This is a genomic window from Asticcacaulis sp. (assembly GCA_024707255.1).
In the GTDB taxonomy this organism is placed as follows: domain Bacteria; phylum Pseudomonadota; class Alphaproteobacteria; order Caulobacterales; family Caulobacteraceae; genus Asticcacaulis.
Map to the genome: position 1 here is coordinate 1,803,791 of JANQAC010000002.1, position 15,219 is coordinate 1,819,009.

Here is a 15,219-nt window from a genome sequence, read left to right on the forward strand (position 1 = left end):
GTCCGTATGAAAGACTAAACAGAGGGTTTCAGGAGCAATCATCATGAGCATCAATCTGTTTAATGAAACGGCGCGCAAGGCGTTCGTCGATCAGCATATGGCAGCCTTCAAGGCAGGTGTGCGCGAGGGCCGGGCAGCCCGCGAAAAGCTTCAGACCCGGATCGAATCCATGACTTCTGTCCGCTTTGGCGACGACGACCGAATTGCCCTGCGCGACTATTTGCGCAAGCTGTCGTGGATGTACCGCAAGGGCGAGATCGACGAGCGCACGACGCAGCAAGGCCTGAACAAGGTGGTCATGGCCGCCGCCAACAGTCCGGAAGTATTGAACTATATCCGCGCCTAAGCCCCGCGCCTGATCCTTTCCATTATATAGGAAAAATCCTGCGCGGCATGGCCCTGATTGCACAGGGCTTCATAAAGCGCATGAGCGCGCGAGCCCAGCGGCGTATCGGCATTGGTCTGGGCCGCCGCCTGCATGGCCAGGCTTAAGTCCTTCAGCATCAGGGCGGCGGCGAAGCCCGGCTGGTAATCATTATTGGCCGGCGAGGTCGGCACCGGCCCCGGCACCGGGCAATAGCTGGTCATCGACCAGTTCTGGCCCGAAGCTTTCGAGGCGATATCGAAGAAGACCTGATCCTTCAGGCCGAGCTTTTCTGCCAGGGCAAAGGCTTCGCAGGTGCCGATCATGGTGATGGCCAGCAGCATGTTGTTGCACAACTTGGCCGCCTGACCGGCGCCGGCTGCGCCGGCATGGATGACGACCTTCCCCATCTGTTTCAGGATCGGTTCGGCGCGCTCGAAAGCACCTTTGGGCCCGCCGCACATAAAGGTCAGGGTGCCGGCTTTCGCACCGGTCACGCCGCCGGAGACCGGGGCATCGATCATCGCATATCCGGCCGTTTCGGCCTGCGCAGCCACGTGACGGGCGCTCTCGACATCAATGGTTGAGCAATCGATCAGCAAGGCGCCCTTCGGCGTCCGTTCCAGCACCTGCGAATAGACCGAAAGCACATGCTGACCGCCCGGCAACATGGTGATCACCGCCTCAGCCCCTTCGCACGCCTGGCCCAGCGATGTCGCCCCTAAGCAGCCATCGGCCACGGCCTGTGTCAGGGCCGCTTCGCTCAAATCATAGGCGCGCACCTCATGCCCGGCCTTCGCCAGATTGGCGGCCATGCCGGAGCCCATATGGCCCAGGCCGATAAACGCGATTTTCATAGCGAAAGCTCCTCTGAAACCGGGACAAACATGGCTTCTACCATCGCCTTTGTGACCCCTGCGGGCGTTTCCGGCGACCATTTCGGCGCGTGATCCTTGTCCTCGATCACCGCCCGCACGCCCTCGGAAAAATCATGGGTGCGAATAATATGGCAGGCGACGCGGTACTCCATCCGCATCATATCCTCAAAGGATGACATCTGCGCGCCGCGTCGCAATTGTTCGAGCGATACGGCCATGGACAGCGGCGACCGCGTCTTCAGGATATCCGCCTGCGCCGTGGCCCAGTCATCATCAGCCATCTTCAGCGCCAGGCAGATATCGGTGACGGTCGGGCGCGAAAAGCAATGATTGATTATATCGAGATGCTCGGCATAGGTCGGTGTCTGAGGCGTTTCCGTATAATCGGCCAGCACCGCATCCGGCGCCTCGCCCGCCAGAATCCGCGCCTTCACCTCCGGCAATTTTTCGAAGGCGACAAAATGCGTGGCGATGCCCGCCGCCAGCACATCCCGGCCCTTCAACCGCGCGCCTGTGAGCGCCAGCCAGGTGCCCAGTTCGCCTTCCAGACGCGGCAGGAACCACGAGCCACCGACATCCGGGAAAAGGCCGATACCTGTTTCCGGCATGGCAAACAGCGTATGTTCGGTGGCAATACGGTGCGAGCCGTGGATCGAAATACCGACGCCACCGCCCATGGTCACGCCATCAAGGAACGCTATATAGGGCTTGGGAAAGCGCTTGATCTGGGTGTTGAGTGTATATTCGATGCGGAAGAAATCAGCCGCCTCGACACCATCCACCCGACCGGACTGCGCCACCATGCGGATATCACCACCGGCACAGAAGCCGCGGGTGCCCTCGGCATGATCGATCATCAGCAGCGTCACGCGGTCATCAGCCGCCCATTCGGTCAGGGCCTCGCTCATCATGCGGCACATATCCGTATTCAGCGCGTGCAGGGCGTGCGGACGGTTGAGCGTGATCCGGCCGATGCCGTTCTCGATGCGGGTAATAACGTCCATTACTGATCTTTCAGCATGTCGCGCGCGATGATGACGCGCATGATTTCATTGGTGCCTTCGAGGATCTGATGCACCCGTAAATCGCGCACGATGCGCTCGACGCCGTATTCATGCAAATAGCCATAGCCGCCATGGATCTGCAGCGCTTCGTTGGCCACTTTCGAGCCGGTATCGGTGACGAAGCGCTTGGCCATGGCGCACCATTTGGTGGCGTCCGGCGTGCCGGCGTCCAGCCGCGCAGCCGCCTCATAGAGCATGGCGCGGGCCGCCTGAAGTTCGGTTTCCATGTCGGCCAGCTTGAACTGCGTCACCTGAAACTCATTGATATGCTTGCCGAACTGGCTGCGTTCGGCCGCATACTGCCGGGCGCGATCGAGCGCATCTTGCGCGCCGCCAAGCGAACAGGCGGCGATATTGAGCCGGCCGCCATCCAGCCCCCTCATGGCGAACTTAAAGCCCTCGCCTTCATCACCGATGCGGTGTTCCACTGGGATGCGGACATTATCGAACAGAACCTGCCGCGTCGGCTGGGCGTTCCAGCCCATCTTTTTCTCATTGGCCCCGAAGCTCAGGCCCGGCGTCTCCTTCGGCACGACAAAGGCTGAAATGCTGTCGTCGGTCTTCGCCATAACGACATAGATATCCGAGACGCCGGCACCGGAAATGAACTGTTTTGAACCATTGAGCACATAGGTCTCGCCATCGCGCTCGGCGCGGGTTTTCATGGCGGCGGCGTCTGAGCCAGACCCCGGCTCGGTCAGGCAGTAGCTGGCGATCAGCTCCATGCCGGTCAGCTTCGGCACGAAACGCGACCGCAGATCGGCCGAACCAAAACGGTCGACCATCCAGGTACACATGTTGTGAATAGAAAGAAACGCGGCCGTAGCGATGCAGCCGCGCGAGAGTTGCTCGAAGATCAGCACGGCATCGAGGCGGCTCATGCCCGATCCGCCGTGTTCTTCCTGGGAATATATGGCAGCGAAACCCAGTCCCGCCGCCTCGCGCATCACATCGACGGGAAAATGCTTGTGCGCATCCCAGTCACCGGCATGGGCCCGCAGGCGGTCATAGGCGAAACGCTGCGCCAAATCTTGGATCATTAACTGGTCGTCGTTCAGCATTCGGTTTCCTGGCCTGTATCCTCTCCTCTGACGGGAAAGGTTTTTTCTTGTACCTCCCCACCTTTGGTGGGGAGGGGGGCCATTGGCAAAGCCAATGGTGGTGGGGTCTCTTACTTTAACTCATCGTCGGAATAATAAACGCCTGATCACCAATATCCCCATCCGGCCAGCGTTGGGTAACCGTCTTGACCTTAGTGTAGAAACGCACGCCGTCCTCGCCATACTGGTTCATGTCGCCAAAGGCCGAGCGCTTCCAGCCGCCGAAGCTGTGATAGGCCACCGGCACGGGGATCGGCACATTGATCCCCACCATGCCGACATTGACCTTGGCCGCGAATTCCCGCGCCGCGAGACCATTGCGCGTGAAGATCGCTACGCCATTGCCATAGGCATGTTGTGAAGGCAGCAAAGCCGCCTCTTCCAGCGTTTCGGCCCGCACCACCTGAAGCACCGGCCCGAAAATCTCTTCCTGATAGGTCTGCATATTCGGCTTCACATGATCGAACAGGGTCGGCCCGATAAAGAAGCCCTCTTCATGGCCCTGTAATTTCATCCCCCGGCCATCAAGCAGCAGTTCCGCGCCCTCATCGACGCCCATCTGAATGTAGGTTTCCACCTTGGCCTTGTGGGCGGCGGAAATCACCGGCCCATAGTGCGCCTCGGCGTCGGTAGAGATCCCGACCTTCAGTCCCCGCGCCGCGTCGATCATCCGCTCGACAAAGGCATCCGCGGTCTTTTGGCCCACCGGCACCGCCACCGGCAGGGCCATACAGCGCTCGCCAGCCGAGCCATAGGCGGCGCCGACGATATCCTTAACCACCTGGTCGAGATCCGCATCCGGCATGATGATGCCGTGGTTCTTGGCGCCGCCCATGGCCTGGACACGCTTGCCGTGAGCCGCCCCCGTGGCATAGATATATTGCGCGATATCCGACGAGCCGACGAACGATACGGCCCTGATATCCGGATGGGTGATCAGGGCATCGACCGCCACCTTGTCGCCATGGACGACCTGGAACACGCCTTCCGGCAATCCGGCTTCGATCAATAGTTGACCGAGACGCACCGGTACGGACGGATCCTTTTCCGAAGGTTTGAGGATGAAGGCATTGCCGCAGGCCAGCGCCACGGCCGACATCCACAGCGGGATCATGGCCGGGAAGTTGAACGGCGTAATGCCGGCCACCACGCCCAACGGCTGGCGCATCGAATAGACATCGATACCCGGCCCCGCACCCTCAGTGTAATCGCCCTTCAGCAGGTGCGGGATACCACAGGCGAATTCCACCACTTCAAGCCCGCGCTGGATGTCGCCCTTCGCATCGGCGATGACCTTGCCGTGTTCGGAGGACAGCAGGTGTGCCAGTTCCTCCATGTTCTGCTCTATCAGCGCCTTGAAGGCGAACATGACGCGCGCCCGGCGCTGCGGGTTCATCGCCGCCCATCCGGTTTGCGCCCTCACCGCCTTCTGGATGGCGTCATCCATGTCGGCGGCGGTGGCCAGGGCCACGCGCGCCTGAATGAGGCCGGTATTGGGATCGTAAATATCGCCAAAGCGACCTGACGCGCCTGTTACAGACTTGCCGTTTATGAAGTGGGAAATCTCACGCATCAGGTGCCTCACAATCGTGGAATTAAGCGGCCTCGGTCACTTTCGTCCGTGCCTTTGCCGTGGCGATCTTATCCCGCGCCATCGAATCGGCAACCACATTTGTGATCACATTTGCGCTTTTTGCTCTGGCGAAAATATCCGCCAGGCGTGGGCCTATGGCATCCACCTGCGCCAGAATATGCGCTTCGTCATTATGGCCGGAGATTTCGCCGGCCACCATGATGATACCCCCGGCATTGATCACATAATCCGGCGCGTACAGAATACCGCGCTCACCGAGGATCACGCCGGCCCGCGGCGTCAATAGTTGATTATTGGCCGCACCCGCCACTACCGTGGCTTGCAAACGCGTCGCCACCTCTTCGCTGATCGCCCCGCCGAGCGCACAGGGCGCCACCACATCGACCGGCTGCAACAGGATATCCTCGACAGGCACGCTTTCAGCCCCGAAGCGATCGCGCATTTCGGTGACACGTTCGGCATTGATATCGGCCACCACCAGGCGGGCGCCGAGCGTATACAGTTCTTCGCACAGATAGCTGCCGACGTGACCGAGTCCCTGCACGGCCACCTTCAGGCCCGCCAGATCCGAGCGGCCGAGTTTGGCCTTGACCGCGGCCTCGATACCGACGCGAACGCCGCGCGCCGTGAAGGGCGACGGATCGCCACCGCTCTTGCCAACAGCCGCGTCGAGACCCGACACATAACCGGTGGTGCGCGCCACGATCTTCATGTCGGCAACCGAAACCCCGACATCCTCGGCGGTGATGTACTGGCCATCAAGGCTGTCGACGGCGCGGCCGAAGGCTTCCAGAACGGCCTCGCGGCGATCCGGCAGAACCGGCCCCAGAATCACCGCCTTGCCGCCGCCCATGGGCAGATTGGCCATGGCATTCTTGTAGCTCATCCCGCGTGATAGGCGCAGCGCATCACCCAGCGCCGCCACGCCGCTGTCATAGGCCCACAGGCGGCAGCCGCCGGCTGCGGCACCCAGGGCGGTGGAATGAACGGCGATGATCGCCTTCAGGCCGGAGGCGGCGTCTTCCACCATCAGGACTTTTTCGTGGACGTCGTAATCGGGATGGTCAAACATCGGCTATTTCCTTGAATACAGGCATCGGGTGTGTGGCATTATGTGGAAGATTGGGGGGCCTGGAGACCAGCCCGCCGCCTAGCGCGCTGGTTCCGGCGAAAGGCAGTTTGCCTGTCAGGTCCGTTCCTGGGCCATTACCGGAGCCGGCGCTGGGCGGAGAGCCCCGGCGACCATAATCCGGCACGTCTGTGTCCGCTAACGTCGCATGAACGTACATGGCGGCTGTCCCTGTTTATATAGTTGCGACGGAGACTAGACGCATTTGAGGAGAAAGTGTTTCCGAACTATCGCCACAAAGAGATTGGCACGGGTGAAACTATCTGCGATAATCGCTAAACAAAGAAAAATATTTTGCTGCAGGGCAAAAAGACGCAATGAACAAGAATAAAGCCGGCCAATCCCTGGATGAAATCGATCGTAAAATTCTGCGCCTGCTGCGCGCCGACGCCCATCTGACCACACAGGAAGTGGCGGACAAGGTCGGGCTGTCCCAGACCCCTTGCTGGTCACGGATCAAGCGGCTGGAGGAATCGGGCGTGATCGCCGGCTACGTGGCCCTGCTCGATCCGGAAAAGATCGGCCGTCCTTTGTCGGTCATTGTTGAGGTCAATCTCGACCAGCATGATGACGAGAAGATCGAGACCTTTTCCCGCCACCTGGCGCAACTGCCGGAAGTGACAGACGCCTATCTCACCACCGGCGAATATGACTATGTTATCATCGCCGCGGTCGAAAATACCGAGGACTATGAAGGCTTCCTGCGCAAGCGCCTGCTGAAATTCCCCGGCATCCGCCACGCGCGCTCAACCTTCTGCCTGCGCCGGCTGAAACGCGATCCGTCGCCTTCTCTGTAAGGGCGAATGGTCTGCATCACCTTCCCCAACCGCGCGATCTGCGGTAAGGTGAAGCCGCCCGGTTCATCGGGCTCATCGCTCCAGCAGAAGGCGCCGCTCCATGATCGTTCGTACCGGATTTCTGATTACCGCCGCTATTGTCGCCACGCTCAGCCTGGCCGCCTGCGCCACGGATGCGCCGCAGGCTTTCGGTCGATGCAGGCGCCCCTGCTGCCGCCTCAGGAGAGCCGCCGAAAACCCTGGTCGGCACCTGGCAACTGGTGCAGTTCCAGCCGAATGATGCGGGGGCGGCACCAGTCAAGCCTGATACGCCTGATAAATACGAACTGACCTTCCTGAGCGGCGGACGCGCGGCCATGAAGGTCGATTGCAACCGCGCCACCGCTATCTGGGAAATGACGCCGACCGATGGCACGCACGGTCATCTGACCTTCGGCCCGCTCGCCATGACGCGCATGGCCTGCCTGACACCCGGCCTGGATACCAAATGGGAACTCAACGCCAATTCCGTGGCGGACTATAAGGTGGACGGCGATACACTGTCGCTCGGTCTCGAAGGCGGCCGGGGCGTCTACACCTGGTCGCGCAAGCCGGAATAATCAGCCCTTCGCCACCGTCTCCAGGGCCAGGGCGTGGAGCGGGCCGCTTAGCAGGTCCGCCAGCGCCTTGTTGACCAGTTGATGCTGGCGCACACGCGGCAGCCCATTGAAGGCATCCGATACGATGCGCGCCCGGTAGTGATCGCCGTCACCGGCCAGGTCGGTAATGGTAACGTCCGCACCCGGAAAGGCCGCTTCGATGCGGGCCTGAAGATCGCTTTGCGCAATGGCCATGACAAGTGTTCCTTAAAATCCGGCGCAGCTTTAACCGGTTTCAATCGGTTTGGATAGAATTTTGGCGGTTTGGGCAGGGTTTTACAATGCTCACGCCGCCCTTTGCGCTTCGTCATCCAGCCCTCCAGGGCCAAGAGACAGCCATCCCCTTCTGCCAACTCAAATTTATCAATCACGCACCCCAAAAGTCTGGGCTGACCGCTTAACGGCCTTTAATGCCGAAGCCCCCCGCATCCCCTATAGGGAGCGCAGGACAGACCAAACCGTATCATAATGGTCACTCATTCGGGGTTTTTCAGACACGCATTTTCCCCCGCAAGATGCAATTAACCAAATAACACTATGGTCCATAACAGTTTCAACGGAGCCTCCTCTATGCGTACCCCCTCCCACCGGACACACCGGACCTTTATCGCCGCCGCCAGCCTGATGGCCCTGACATTTGCTGTTCCGGCCCTGGCCCAGCAGGTGCCGCCGGATGTCCAGGCGAAGATCGACGCCATGCAGGCGCAGATCGATGCCCAGCAGGCCCAGCTCAACGCCCTGAAATCTCAGATCGCCACGCAATATAATGCGCCGGTCGCGGCCCCGATTGCGCCGGCGCCCGCTGTAGCCGCTGCCCCCGCCAAACCGGCCACGTCCGCCGTCACCGCCACGCTCAAGAACGGTTCGCCAATGCTGGCCTCGGGCGACGGCGCCTTCACCTTCAACATCAAAGGCCTGTTCCAGGCTGATGCCGCCACCTACAATCAGGACAGCAACCTGCCCGCCGCCGTCACTGCACGCGATCTCAACAGCGGCACCAATATCCGCCGCGCCCGCGTCATCTTCAACGGCAAGATGTTCAGCGATTTCGACTATAACCTGACGTTTGACTTCGGCGGCACCGGCGCCGAGGATGTCGGTCGCGTCCACGAAGCCTGGGTTCAGTATTCCGGCTTCAAGTCGGCCAAGTTCCGCGTCGGTGAATTTGCCCCCCAGTATCGGCCTGGCCGATGCCGGCTCGCAAGGCGGCTCTGCTTTCCTCGAACGTCCGGCCGTCGCCGAAATGGCCCGCAATGTCAGCGCCGGCGATACCCGCATGAGCCTGGCGGCTTTCAATGCCAAGGACCGTTACCTGTGGTCTTTTGCCGTTACCGGCAACACCATGTCTGCGCTCAATACGGCGGCCAGCGGCTTCAATACGATCAATAATGACGAACAACTGGGCGTAGCGGCCCGTATCGCCGGCACGCCGGTTAAAACCAAGGATGCGCTGATCCATGTCGGCCTGAACTATTCCGGCATTATCAATCCCGCCGATACCGGCGCCGCGGCCGCGACCCGCTATCCGGTTCAGTTGCGTGAGCGCCCGGAACTGCGCGTCGATGCCACCCGCCTTGTTGACAGCGGCGCCATCAATGCGGATTCGGCCTCTGTTACCGGTCTCGAATTCGGCGCCCAGTACAAGACCCTTTTCCTGCAAAGCGAAGCCTTCGATTACCGTATCCAGCGCCTGAACGCCGCCACCGGCGTCACCAATCCGAAGTTTACCGGCTGGTATGTTGAAGGCGGCTGGGTGCTGACCGGCGAAAGCCGCAAGTATAATACCCAGACGGCGGCCTTTGATGGCGTGACACCCGCAGCCAACTTCGATCCGGCCTCTGGTCACTGGGGCGCTTTTGAGCTGGTGGCGCGCTATTCGACGCTCGATCTGAACTATCATGATCAGGCCGCGCTCGCCGCCGACCGTATCCGAGGCGGCCAGCAGGATATCACCTCGCTGGGCCTCAACTGGCAGCTTACCCCCACGGTCCGATTCATTTTCCAGGGCCAGAGCGTGGAGGTCAACCGCCTCAATGCCGCCGGCGACCAGATCGGCCAGGACTACACGGCCTTCGCCGTTCGCAGCCAGTTCGGCTTTTAATCTAGCCTGAGACTTGCAAAGGCCCGGTGATCAGACGATCATCGGGCCTTGTTTTGCCCCCCCCTTCGCACCGGCTGAAAGTTTCCGATGACTTCCAGGTTCACTTTGCACAAGCGCGCCCTGATGACGGCGATCCTGTGCCTGTCCGCTTTTTCCGCACCCGCCTTCGCCGGTGATGTTCAGGTGGCCGTGGCCGCCAATTTCACCGAACCGGCAAAAGAGATCGCCGCCGCTTTTGAGACAAAAACCGGCCATCGCGTCACCATGAGCTTTGGTTCTTCCGGCGCGTTTTATAGCCAGATCCAGCAAGGGGCGCCGTTTGAAGTTTTTCTTAGCGCCGATGCTGAGCGCCCGACCAGACTCGAAGCCGAAACCCTCGGCGTCAAGGGCAGCCGCTTTGTCTACGCCTACGGTACTCTGGCCCTGTGGAGCGCCACGCCCGGTTTGATTGACGGCAACGGCGCCGTTCTCAAAAAAGGAAATTTCCAGCATATCGCCATCGCCGATCCGGCTGCCGCGCCCTATGGTCTGGCGGCCGTCGAGACCATGAAGAAGCTTGGCCTGTATGACACCCTGTCACCGAAAATCGTCAGGGGCAGTTCCATCGCCCAGACCTACGGCTTTATCGACAGTGGCTCGGCCGAACTGGGTTTCGTGGCCCTGTCGCAGGTCTATAAGCAAAATAAAGGATCGCGCTGGATCGTGCCCGCTGCCTTCTATACGCCGATCGACCAGCAGGCCATCCTGCTCAATCCGGGCGCCAACGATCCGGCAGCCAAAGCCTATATCGCCTTCCTGAAAAGCCCGGAAGCGGTTAAGATCATCAAATCCTACGGCTACGCGGTTCACTGAAAGGCGCCATGACCGATCTTGCCAACGCCATCCATGTTACCGTTCTGCTCGCAACAGTTACCGCCCTGTCCCTGCTGGGGATCGCCACGCCGATCGGCTGGTGGCTATCACGCAACCGCAGCCTGTTCAAAGACATAATCACCGCCGTTATCGCCCTGCCGATTGTCCTGCCGCCGACCGTTCTCGGCTTCTACCTGCTGGTCGCCATGGGACCGAAAAGTCCGTTGATGGACCTGCTGCATCCGTTCGGCATCCGCACGCTCAACTTCTCCTTCGCCGGACTGGTGATCGGCTCGATCATCTATTCCCTGCCCTTCGCCGTGCAGCCAATCCGTAACGCCTTTGAAAGCCTGGGCCGGCGCCCGTTTGATGTCGCCGCCACCCTGCGTGCCTCCCCGCTCGATACCTTTTTCACCGTCGCTTTGCCGATGGCGCGCAAGGGCTTCCTGACTGCCGCCCTGCTCGTCTTCGCCCACACGGTGGGTGAATTCGGCGTGGTGCTGATGATCGGCGGCGCCATTCCCGGCAAGACCGAGGTGATTTCCATCCGAATCTGGCAACTGGTCGAGCAACTGGACTGGCCCAATGCCCACAGGCTGGCCGGCGGTTTGCTGATTTTCGCCTTCATTGTCCTGCTCTCTCTACTGCTGATCGACCGCCGCTGGAGCCAAAGGCATGATTGAGGTCTCACTCAAGGGTTCTGCCGGCGGTTTCATGCTGGACGCTGAGTTTTTCCGTTCCCGCTCAAGGCGTTACCGCCATCTGGGGACCGTCTGGCTCCGGCAAGACGACCCTGCTGCGCGCCATAGCCGGGCTGACCCGGCTGGAAGGCCATGTAAGAATTGGCATGGATACCTGGCAGGACGGGCAAAGGTTCGTGCCCGTTCATAAACGTCGTATCGGTTATGTTTTTCAGGAAGCCTCGCTGCTGCCGCATCTTTCGGTACGCGGTAATCTCGATTTTGCCCTGAAAAGAAACGGCGGCTGCACCGTCGATTTCGACGGACTGACAGACCGGCTGAAGCTGGCGCCCCTGCTCTCTCGCTCAGTGCATAAACTCTCCGGCGGCGAACGCCAGCGCGTCGCCCTGGCGCGTACCCTGATGAGCGCACCCGAAATCCTGCTGATGGATGAACCCCTGTCCAGTCTCGATGGCGAGGCCAAGGCCGAGATCGTGCCGATGATCGCGGCCTTGTCACGCGATACCGGCCTGCCCGTTCTTTATGTCAGTCATGACGCCTATGAGGTCGAGCGGCTGGCAGACCGTGTTCTTCGGATGAGCAAGGGGTGTATCATCGAGACGCCGGATACTGCCTTCAACGCCAGTCTGGACGGCCTCACCGAAGCCCAGGTCCGCGCCTTGGCGGAAGCCGCGCTCAAAGCGGGGATAAAAGTCTAGCTGACGAACTGCTCGGCCAGCACGCGCTCGTCATAACCATTGCCGGCATCAAACAACAGGGTCGCCTTCAGGTCTTCGGCCTCGGCGATATCGACGCTGATGACATCGCGCACGTCATAGGTATCGGCCGCCGCGCTGATCGGACGCTTCTCGACCTCCAGCGCCTCGATCCGCACCTTGGCGGTATGCGGCAGGATAGCGCCGCGCCAGCGCCGGGGGCGGAAGGCGCTGATCGGGGTCAGGGCGAGGGCCTTGGCGGTCAGCGGGATGATGGGCCCGTGGGCGGACAGATTATAGGCGGTGGAGCCGGCCGGCGTCGCCACCATGATGCCGTCGCAGATCAGTTCGTCCAGCCGCACCTTGCCGTCGATCAGGATACGCAGCTTGGCGCCCTGGTGCGACATGCGCAGCAACGACACTTCGTTGAACGCCAGCGCCGTATGCTCGGTGCCGGCACGCGTGCGCGCGGTCATGCTGAGCGGACTGATCAGGGTGCTTTCGCTCTTAAGGATACGCTCCAGCAGGTTGTCTTCGGCATAGTCGTTGAGTAGGAAGCCGACACTGCCGCGGTTCATGCCGAAGATCGGTATCTGCGCCTTGAGATACTTATGCACGGTCTGCAACAGGAAACCGTCACCGCCCAGCGCCACGACCACATCCGGACTGGCGGCGGCGCCGTATCGCGCTTTCAGCCGTGCGCAGGCTTCCTGCGCTTCGGGGCGGTCTGAGGCGGTAAAATCGAGGCGGAGTGACATCAGGGCCGTTTTGACGGTGAATTTGGCCTATCTAAGCCGGTTTTTGCCGATAAGTCTAAGCAAATCAGAGCGCCTGATCGATCAGTACGGCTAACCTGCGACGCGCCTCGGCGGCGGACAGGCTGAAAATAGACAGGACCAAGGGCTTTTGCCCCTCGGTCATTTGCGGCGCCGCCTCATAAGCTTCCTGCCAGACTGAGAGAATATGCAGAAATACGGCGCGATCAAGACCGGCGGCGCAAAGGGCCAGGGCCAGCGGCACGGCCGATTCCGACGCCAGAACCAGGCCCAGGCCAACCGTGTCGAGCTTAAGCCGCCGGGCCAGTTTGCGCACGAAGCCCGCCGCTTCACCGCCACGCACCAGGGCGATCAGCTTGAGATTTCCGTGCGCCTGCCCGTTGCCATAGCTTAGGCGTAACTGCGATTTGGCGACGGGCAGGCCCTCATGCGCCAGGATGGCGGCGCGGATATCGGGATTTTCAGACGCGCGGCGCGCAAAGGAAAGCTGGTCTTCCTCATCGAATGACAGGGCCGGATTACCGATAAGCGCAGCCATTACCCCGTCATTGTTCGTGCGGATCAGAGCCTTGACCACCTTCCAGTCAAGGCCAGGCCGCGCCGCGATCAGGCGATGATGCGCCTCTCCGCTCGCCGCAATCAGGGCCAGAAGCGCCTGAGGCGTCAAGGCCGGCAGCGAGGCGCGGAGTAAAGGCGCCGCCAGATCGACCGGCAGCCGGCACAGGCGCACCACCAGGTCCTCGTCGGAGCGGATCAGGTCGCCGGGCGAAAGCTCAGCCGCTTCGTGGATTTCACACAGCGCGGGACGCACCGCCAGGGCGAGCCCGACATTACGAAAATCGCGTGGCGCAGGCCCTTCCGGCTGCGCCACGCTCAGTTGCGGCAAGCCTGGCCTGGTTTCCGATAAAAGGGCGAGCGGCAGGGCGGACAAGAGTGTGACGAGACCTGAAACGGAGAGAATCGTGGTGAACGAAGTCTGACAAAACAGGGTGAAGACTTGTTTAATACCTAGGCACAACACCGGCAGCTCAACCACAAGTTAAAACAACAATGTTATATTTAAAAAATGCGAGCGGTATTAAGGTTGTCTCAATTGACAGCCGCTAGGATAGGTTTCTGTTCAGTGTACCCATAAAAAAGGACATCCATGTCCGATACGTCTCAGGAAACCCCCAGGGCACCGATATCCGAGCCGGCCAGTGCCGGCCCTGCCGTTATGGCGTCTCCGATTTCCAGTGGACGCGAGGCGCTTATTATCGAGCATGACGACGCGGTCGAAATCATTGAGCGCCTGAGGGAAACCCATGTCGATATCAATGGCCACACCTTCCTGCTGAAGCTCGATACGCTGATCGTTCGCTTGGGCGCCAAGTGGGAAGACAAGCGCGAACAGGTTTTCGATCACCTGAAGCTGGCTTTTGAGCGCGCCCATCCTGAACCCAACTGGTGCATCCCGATCAATGAGGATTGCTGGCTCGGCATGTTGCCGGAAACCGGCTCCCGCAAGGCCGCCCTGTTCATGGCGGAGACCTGGCGCGAGCTTTGCAGCTTCTTTGTCGGGGACATGTCGGCGCTGGAAATTCCGCTTTATGACGTATTGGCCGAGGATGTTGACCGTCTTTCGCTGAAGAAGATCGATCTCGCCACCTATTTTCCATCCGGTGACGCCGAAAGCGCACCGATCAAGGCCCGCCATGGGTTTTCCGGCGATGACTCAAAATCAGATAGCGGTGCCGCCGGGCAGCGGCCGCTGATTGTCGCCACCAGCCTGTCCCATGCCGGCCGCAATCTCAAGGTCGCCAGTTCGATCGAGCCCCTGTTCGAGATGAAGAAGATGGTGCTGATCGGCCATCGCCTCGAATCTCTGGTGATGGAAAATCTCGACAACACCCTGCTCGACCGCAAGGCCCTGGCCAATCTCGACTGGGGCCTGCGCGAGATGGTCGATATCCTGAATATCGACCAGGGCCTGAAACTGCTGAAACTGCGCACCCCTGAACAGCGCAAGATGATGATGGTGGTGCCCGCCGCCTTTTCGACCTTCGCCTCGGCGCGGGCGCGCCAGCGGATCACCCAGGAGGTCCAGAAGGCCGCCATGGAAATGGGCCTGAAAGTCCTGTTCGAGGTTCGCGGCCTGGATGGCGTACCGCCGCACCGGGTGCTGGAAATTGTGTCCCTGATCAAACCCTTCTGCATGACCGTGGTCGGCTCGGTCAGCCCCGATCGCAAGGTGATTGCCGGTCTGGCGAAATGCGGCCTGTCGGGCGTCTGCGTTGAATATGACGGCGCCAAACGCGACGAAGACAATCTGCGGGACTATCTTGGCGCCCTCGCCGCCGCGGCGAAGGTATCCGCCGGCGCCTGCATGGTTCAGGGTTTCGACAATTACCGCCAGATGGCCGTGGCGCGGCTTGCAGGGGTCACCCACGCCAGTATGCGCACCGCCGCCCTGATGTCGCCCAGGTCACCGGCCCCCGCTGGAACGGAAGACGCCGGAAGCTAAACCTCCGGCGTCAATTCAGAATTGGAA

At 60.8% G+C, this 15,219-nt stretch carries 16 protein-coding genes and 1 pseudogene; 9 read left to right on the forward strand and 8 right to left on the reverse strand.

All coding sequences use genetic code 11. The features are described from left to right. Positions 1 to 43 precede the first annotated feature (43 nt). Positions 44 to 346: a hypothetical protein gene (locus NVV72_20035; protein MCR6661493.1), complete on the forward strand. Its 303-nt coding sequence runs from the start codon at positions 44 to 46 to the stop codon at positions 344 to 346. Here NVV72_20035 and mmsB read toward each other — a convergent pair. The 5 genes from mmsB to NVV72_20060 all read right to left on the reverse strand — a co-directional run bounded on the left by mmsB (position 343) and on the right by NVV72_20060 (position 6,072). Beyond that, entirely contained in the window at positions 343 to 1,221 is an 879-nt protein-coding gene (gene mmsB / locus NVV72_20040; protein MCR6661494.1) for a 3-hydroxyisobutyrate dehydrogenase, read from the reverse strand. The two genes, NVV72_20035 and mmsB, sit on opposite strands and share 4 nt — an antisense overlap. Further along, positions 1,218 to 2,246 carry an enoyl-CoA hydratase/isomerase family protein gene (locus NVV72_20045; protein MCR6661495.1) on the reverse strand — a complete coding sequence of 343 codons (1,029 nt, stop codon included), beginning with the start codon at positions 2,244 to 2,246 and terminating at the stop codon, positions 1,218 to 1,220. The genes mmsB and NVV72_20045 overlap by 4 nt, the downstream gene beginning before the upstream one ends. Continuing rightward, entirely contained in the window at positions 2,246 to 3,367 is a 1,122-nt protein-coding gene (locus NVV72_20050; protein ID MCR6661496.1) for an acyl-CoA dehydrogenase family protein, read from the reverse strand. Before NVV72_20050 ends, NVV72_20045 begins: the two co-directional genes overlap by 1 nt. Positions 3,368 to 3,482: 115 nt before the next feature. Next, a complete protein-coding gene (locus NVV72_20055; GenBank protein ID MCR6661497.1) occupies positions 3,483 to 4,982 on the reverse strand; it encodes a CoA-acylating methylmalonate-semialdehyde dehydrogenase in 1,500 nt (499 codons plus the stop codon). 19 nt (positions 4,983 to 5,001) lie between these two features. Beyond that, a complete protein-coding gene (locus NVV72_20060) occupies positions 5,002 to 6,072 on the reverse strand; it encodes an amino acid dehydrogenase (GenBank protein ID MCR6661498.1) in 1,071 nt (356 codons plus the stop codon). Between the two features lie 374 nt (positions 6,073 to 6,446). Here NVV72_20060 and NVV72_20065 point away from each other — a divergent pair, with 374 nt between their 5' ends. Beyond that, positions 6,447 to 6,926, forward strand: coding sequence for an Lrp/AsnC family transcriptional regulator (locus NVV72_20065; GenBank protein MCR6661499.1), 480 nt, complete (start codon positions 6,447 to 6,449; stop codon positions 6,924 to 6,926). Between the two features lie 173 nt (positions 6,927 to 7,099). Further along, complete coding sequence (locus tag NVV72_20070; GenBank protein MCR6661500.1) at positions 7,100 to 7,525, forward strand: META domain-containing protein; 426 nt, start codon at positions 7,100 to 7,102, stop codon at positions 7,523 to 7,525. On the opposite strand, the gene NVV72_20075 is transcribed toward NVV72_20070, so the two are convergent. Beyond that, positions 7,526 to 7,759: a BolA family transcriptional regulator gene (locus NVV72_20075; protein ID MCR6661501.1), complete on the reverse strand. Its 234-nt coding sequence runs from the start codon at positions 7,757 to 7,759 to the stop codon at positions 7,526 to 7,528. A 675-nt stretch (positions 7,760 to 8,434) separates the two neighbouring features. Between NVV72_20075 and NVV72_20080 the strand changes: the two are divergent. The 5 genes and pseudogenes from NVV72_20080 (at position 8,435) to NVV72_20100 (ending at position 11,916) form a co-directional block, all read left to right on the forward strand. After that, positions 8,435 to 8,683, forward strand: a pseudogene (locus NVV72_20080) (OprO/OprP family phosphate-selective porin). After that, complete coding sequence (locus NVV72_20085) at positions 8,658 to 9,665, forward strand: OprO/OprP family phosphate-selective porin (GenBank protein MCR6661502.1); 1,008 nt, start codon at positions 8,658 to 8,660, stop codon at positions 9,663 to 9,665. The pseudogene NVV72_20080 and the gene NVV72_20085 overlap by 26 nt, the downstream one beginning before the upstream one ends. Positions 9,666 to 9,788: 123 nt before the next feature. After that, positions 9,789 to 10,517, forward strand: a complete 729-nt coding sequence (gene modA, locus NVV72_20090; protein MCR6661503.1) for a molybdate ABC transporter substrate-binding protein — start codon at positions 9,789 to 9,791, stop codon at positions 10,515 to 10,517. An 8-nt stretch (positions 10,518 to 10,525) separates the two neighbouring features. Then, positions 10,526 to 11,200, forward strand: coding sequence for a molybdate ABC transporter permease subunit (gene modB / locus NVV72_20095; GenBank protein ID MCR6661504.1), 675 nt, complete (start codon positions 10,526 to 10,528; stop codon positions 11,198 to 11,200). Further along, the gene (locus NVV72_20100) at positions 11,197 to 11,916 is read left to right on the forward strand and encodes an ATP-binding cassette domain-containing protein (GenBank protein ID MCR6661505.1); all 720 of its coding nucleotides are present in this window, start codon (positions 11,197 to 11,199) and stop codon (positions 11,914 to 11,916) included. Before modB ends, NVV72_20100 begins: the two co-directional genes overlap by 4 nt. On the opposite strand, the gene NVV72_20105 is transcribed toward NVV72_20100, so the two are convergent. Together NVV72_20105 and NVV72_20110 are read right to left on the reverse strand one after the other, a co-directional pair. Next, positions 11,913 to 12,671, reverse strand: a complete 759-nt coding sequence (locus NVV72_20105) for an NAD kinase (protein MCR6661506.1) — start codon at positions 12,669 to 12,671, stop codon at positions 11,913 to 11,915. The genes NVV72_20100 and NVV72_20105 overlap by 4 nt on opposite strands. A gap of 64 nt (positions 12,672 to 12,735) precedes the next feature. Then, positions 12,736 to 13,575, reverse strand: coding sequence for a DUF2336 domain-containing protein (locus NVV72_20110; GenBank protein ID MCR6661507.1), 840 nt, complete (start codon positions 13,573 to 13,575; stop codon positions 12,736 to 12,738). A gap of 261 nt (positions 13,576 to 13,836) precedes the next feature. Here NVV72_20110 and NVV72_20115 point away from each other — a divergent pair, with 261 nt between their 5' ends. Beyond that, positions 13,837 to 15,192: a hypothetical protein gene (locus tag NVV72_20115; GenBank protein MCR6661508.1), complete on the forward strand. Its 1,356-nt coding sequence runs from the start codon at positions 13,837 to 13,839 to the stop codon at positions 15,190 to 15,192. The last annotated feature ends 27 nt before the right edge of the window (positions 15,193 to 15,219 follow it).

What these genes read in the sequence shown, in the direction of transcription:
- NVV72_20115 (MCR6661508.1), top strand. Translation starts at nt 13,837, where the DNA reads ATGTCCGATACGTCTCAGGAAACCCCCAGGGCACCGATATCCGAGCCG.
- NVV72_20060 (MCR6661498.1), bottom strand. Translation starts at nt 6,072, where the DNA reads ATGTTTGACCATCCCGATTACGACGTCCACGAAAAAGTCCTGATGGTG.
- NVV72_20050 (MCR6661496.1), bottom strand. Translation starts at nt 3,367, where the DNA reads ATGCTGAACGACGACCAGTTAATGATCCAAGATTTGGCGCAGCGTTTC.
- modB (MCR6661504.1), top strand. Translation starts at nt 10,526, where the DNA reads ATGACCGATCTTGCCAACGCCATCCATGTTACCGTTCTGCTCGCAACA.
- NVV72_20035 (MCR6661493.1), top strand. Translation starts at nt 44, where the DNA reads ATGAGCATCAATCTGTTTAATGAAACGGCGCGCAAGGCGTTCGTCGAT.
- NVV72_20085 (MCR6661502.1), top strand. Translation starts at nt 8,658, where the DNA reads ATGTCGGTCGCGTCCACGAAGCCTGGGTTCAGTATTCCGGCTTCAAGT.
- mmsB (MCR6661494.1), bottom strand. Translation starts at nt 1,221, where the DNA reads ATGAAAATCGCGTTTATCGGCCTGGGCCATATGGGCTCCGGCATGGCC.
- NVV72_20075 (MCR6661501.1), bottom strand. Translation starts at nt 7,759, where the DNA reads ATGGCCATTGCGCAAAGCGATCTTCAGGCCCGCATCGAAGCGGCCTTT.
- NVV72_20105 (MCR6661506.1), bottom strand. Translation starts at nt 12,671, where the DNA reads ATGTCACTCCGCCTCGATTTTACCGCCTCAGACCGCCCCGAAGCGCAG.
- NVV72_20065 (MCR6661499.1), top strand. Translation starts at nt 6,447, where the DNA reads ATGAACAAGAATAAAGCCGGCCAATCCCTGGATGAAATCGATCGTAAA.
- NVV72_20045 (MCR6661495.1), bottom strand. Translation starts at nt 2,246, where the DNA reads ATGGACGTTATTACCCGCATCGAGAACGGCATCGGCCGGATCACGCTC.
- NVV72_20070 (MCR6661500.1), top strand. Translation starts at nt 7,100, where the DNA reads ATGCGCCGCAGGCTTTCGGTCGATGCAGGCGCCCCTGCTGCCGCCTCA.
- modA (MCR6661503.1), top strand. Translation starts at nt 9,789, where the DNA reads ATGACGGCGATCCTGTGCCTGTCCGCTTTTTCCGCACCCGCCTTCGCC.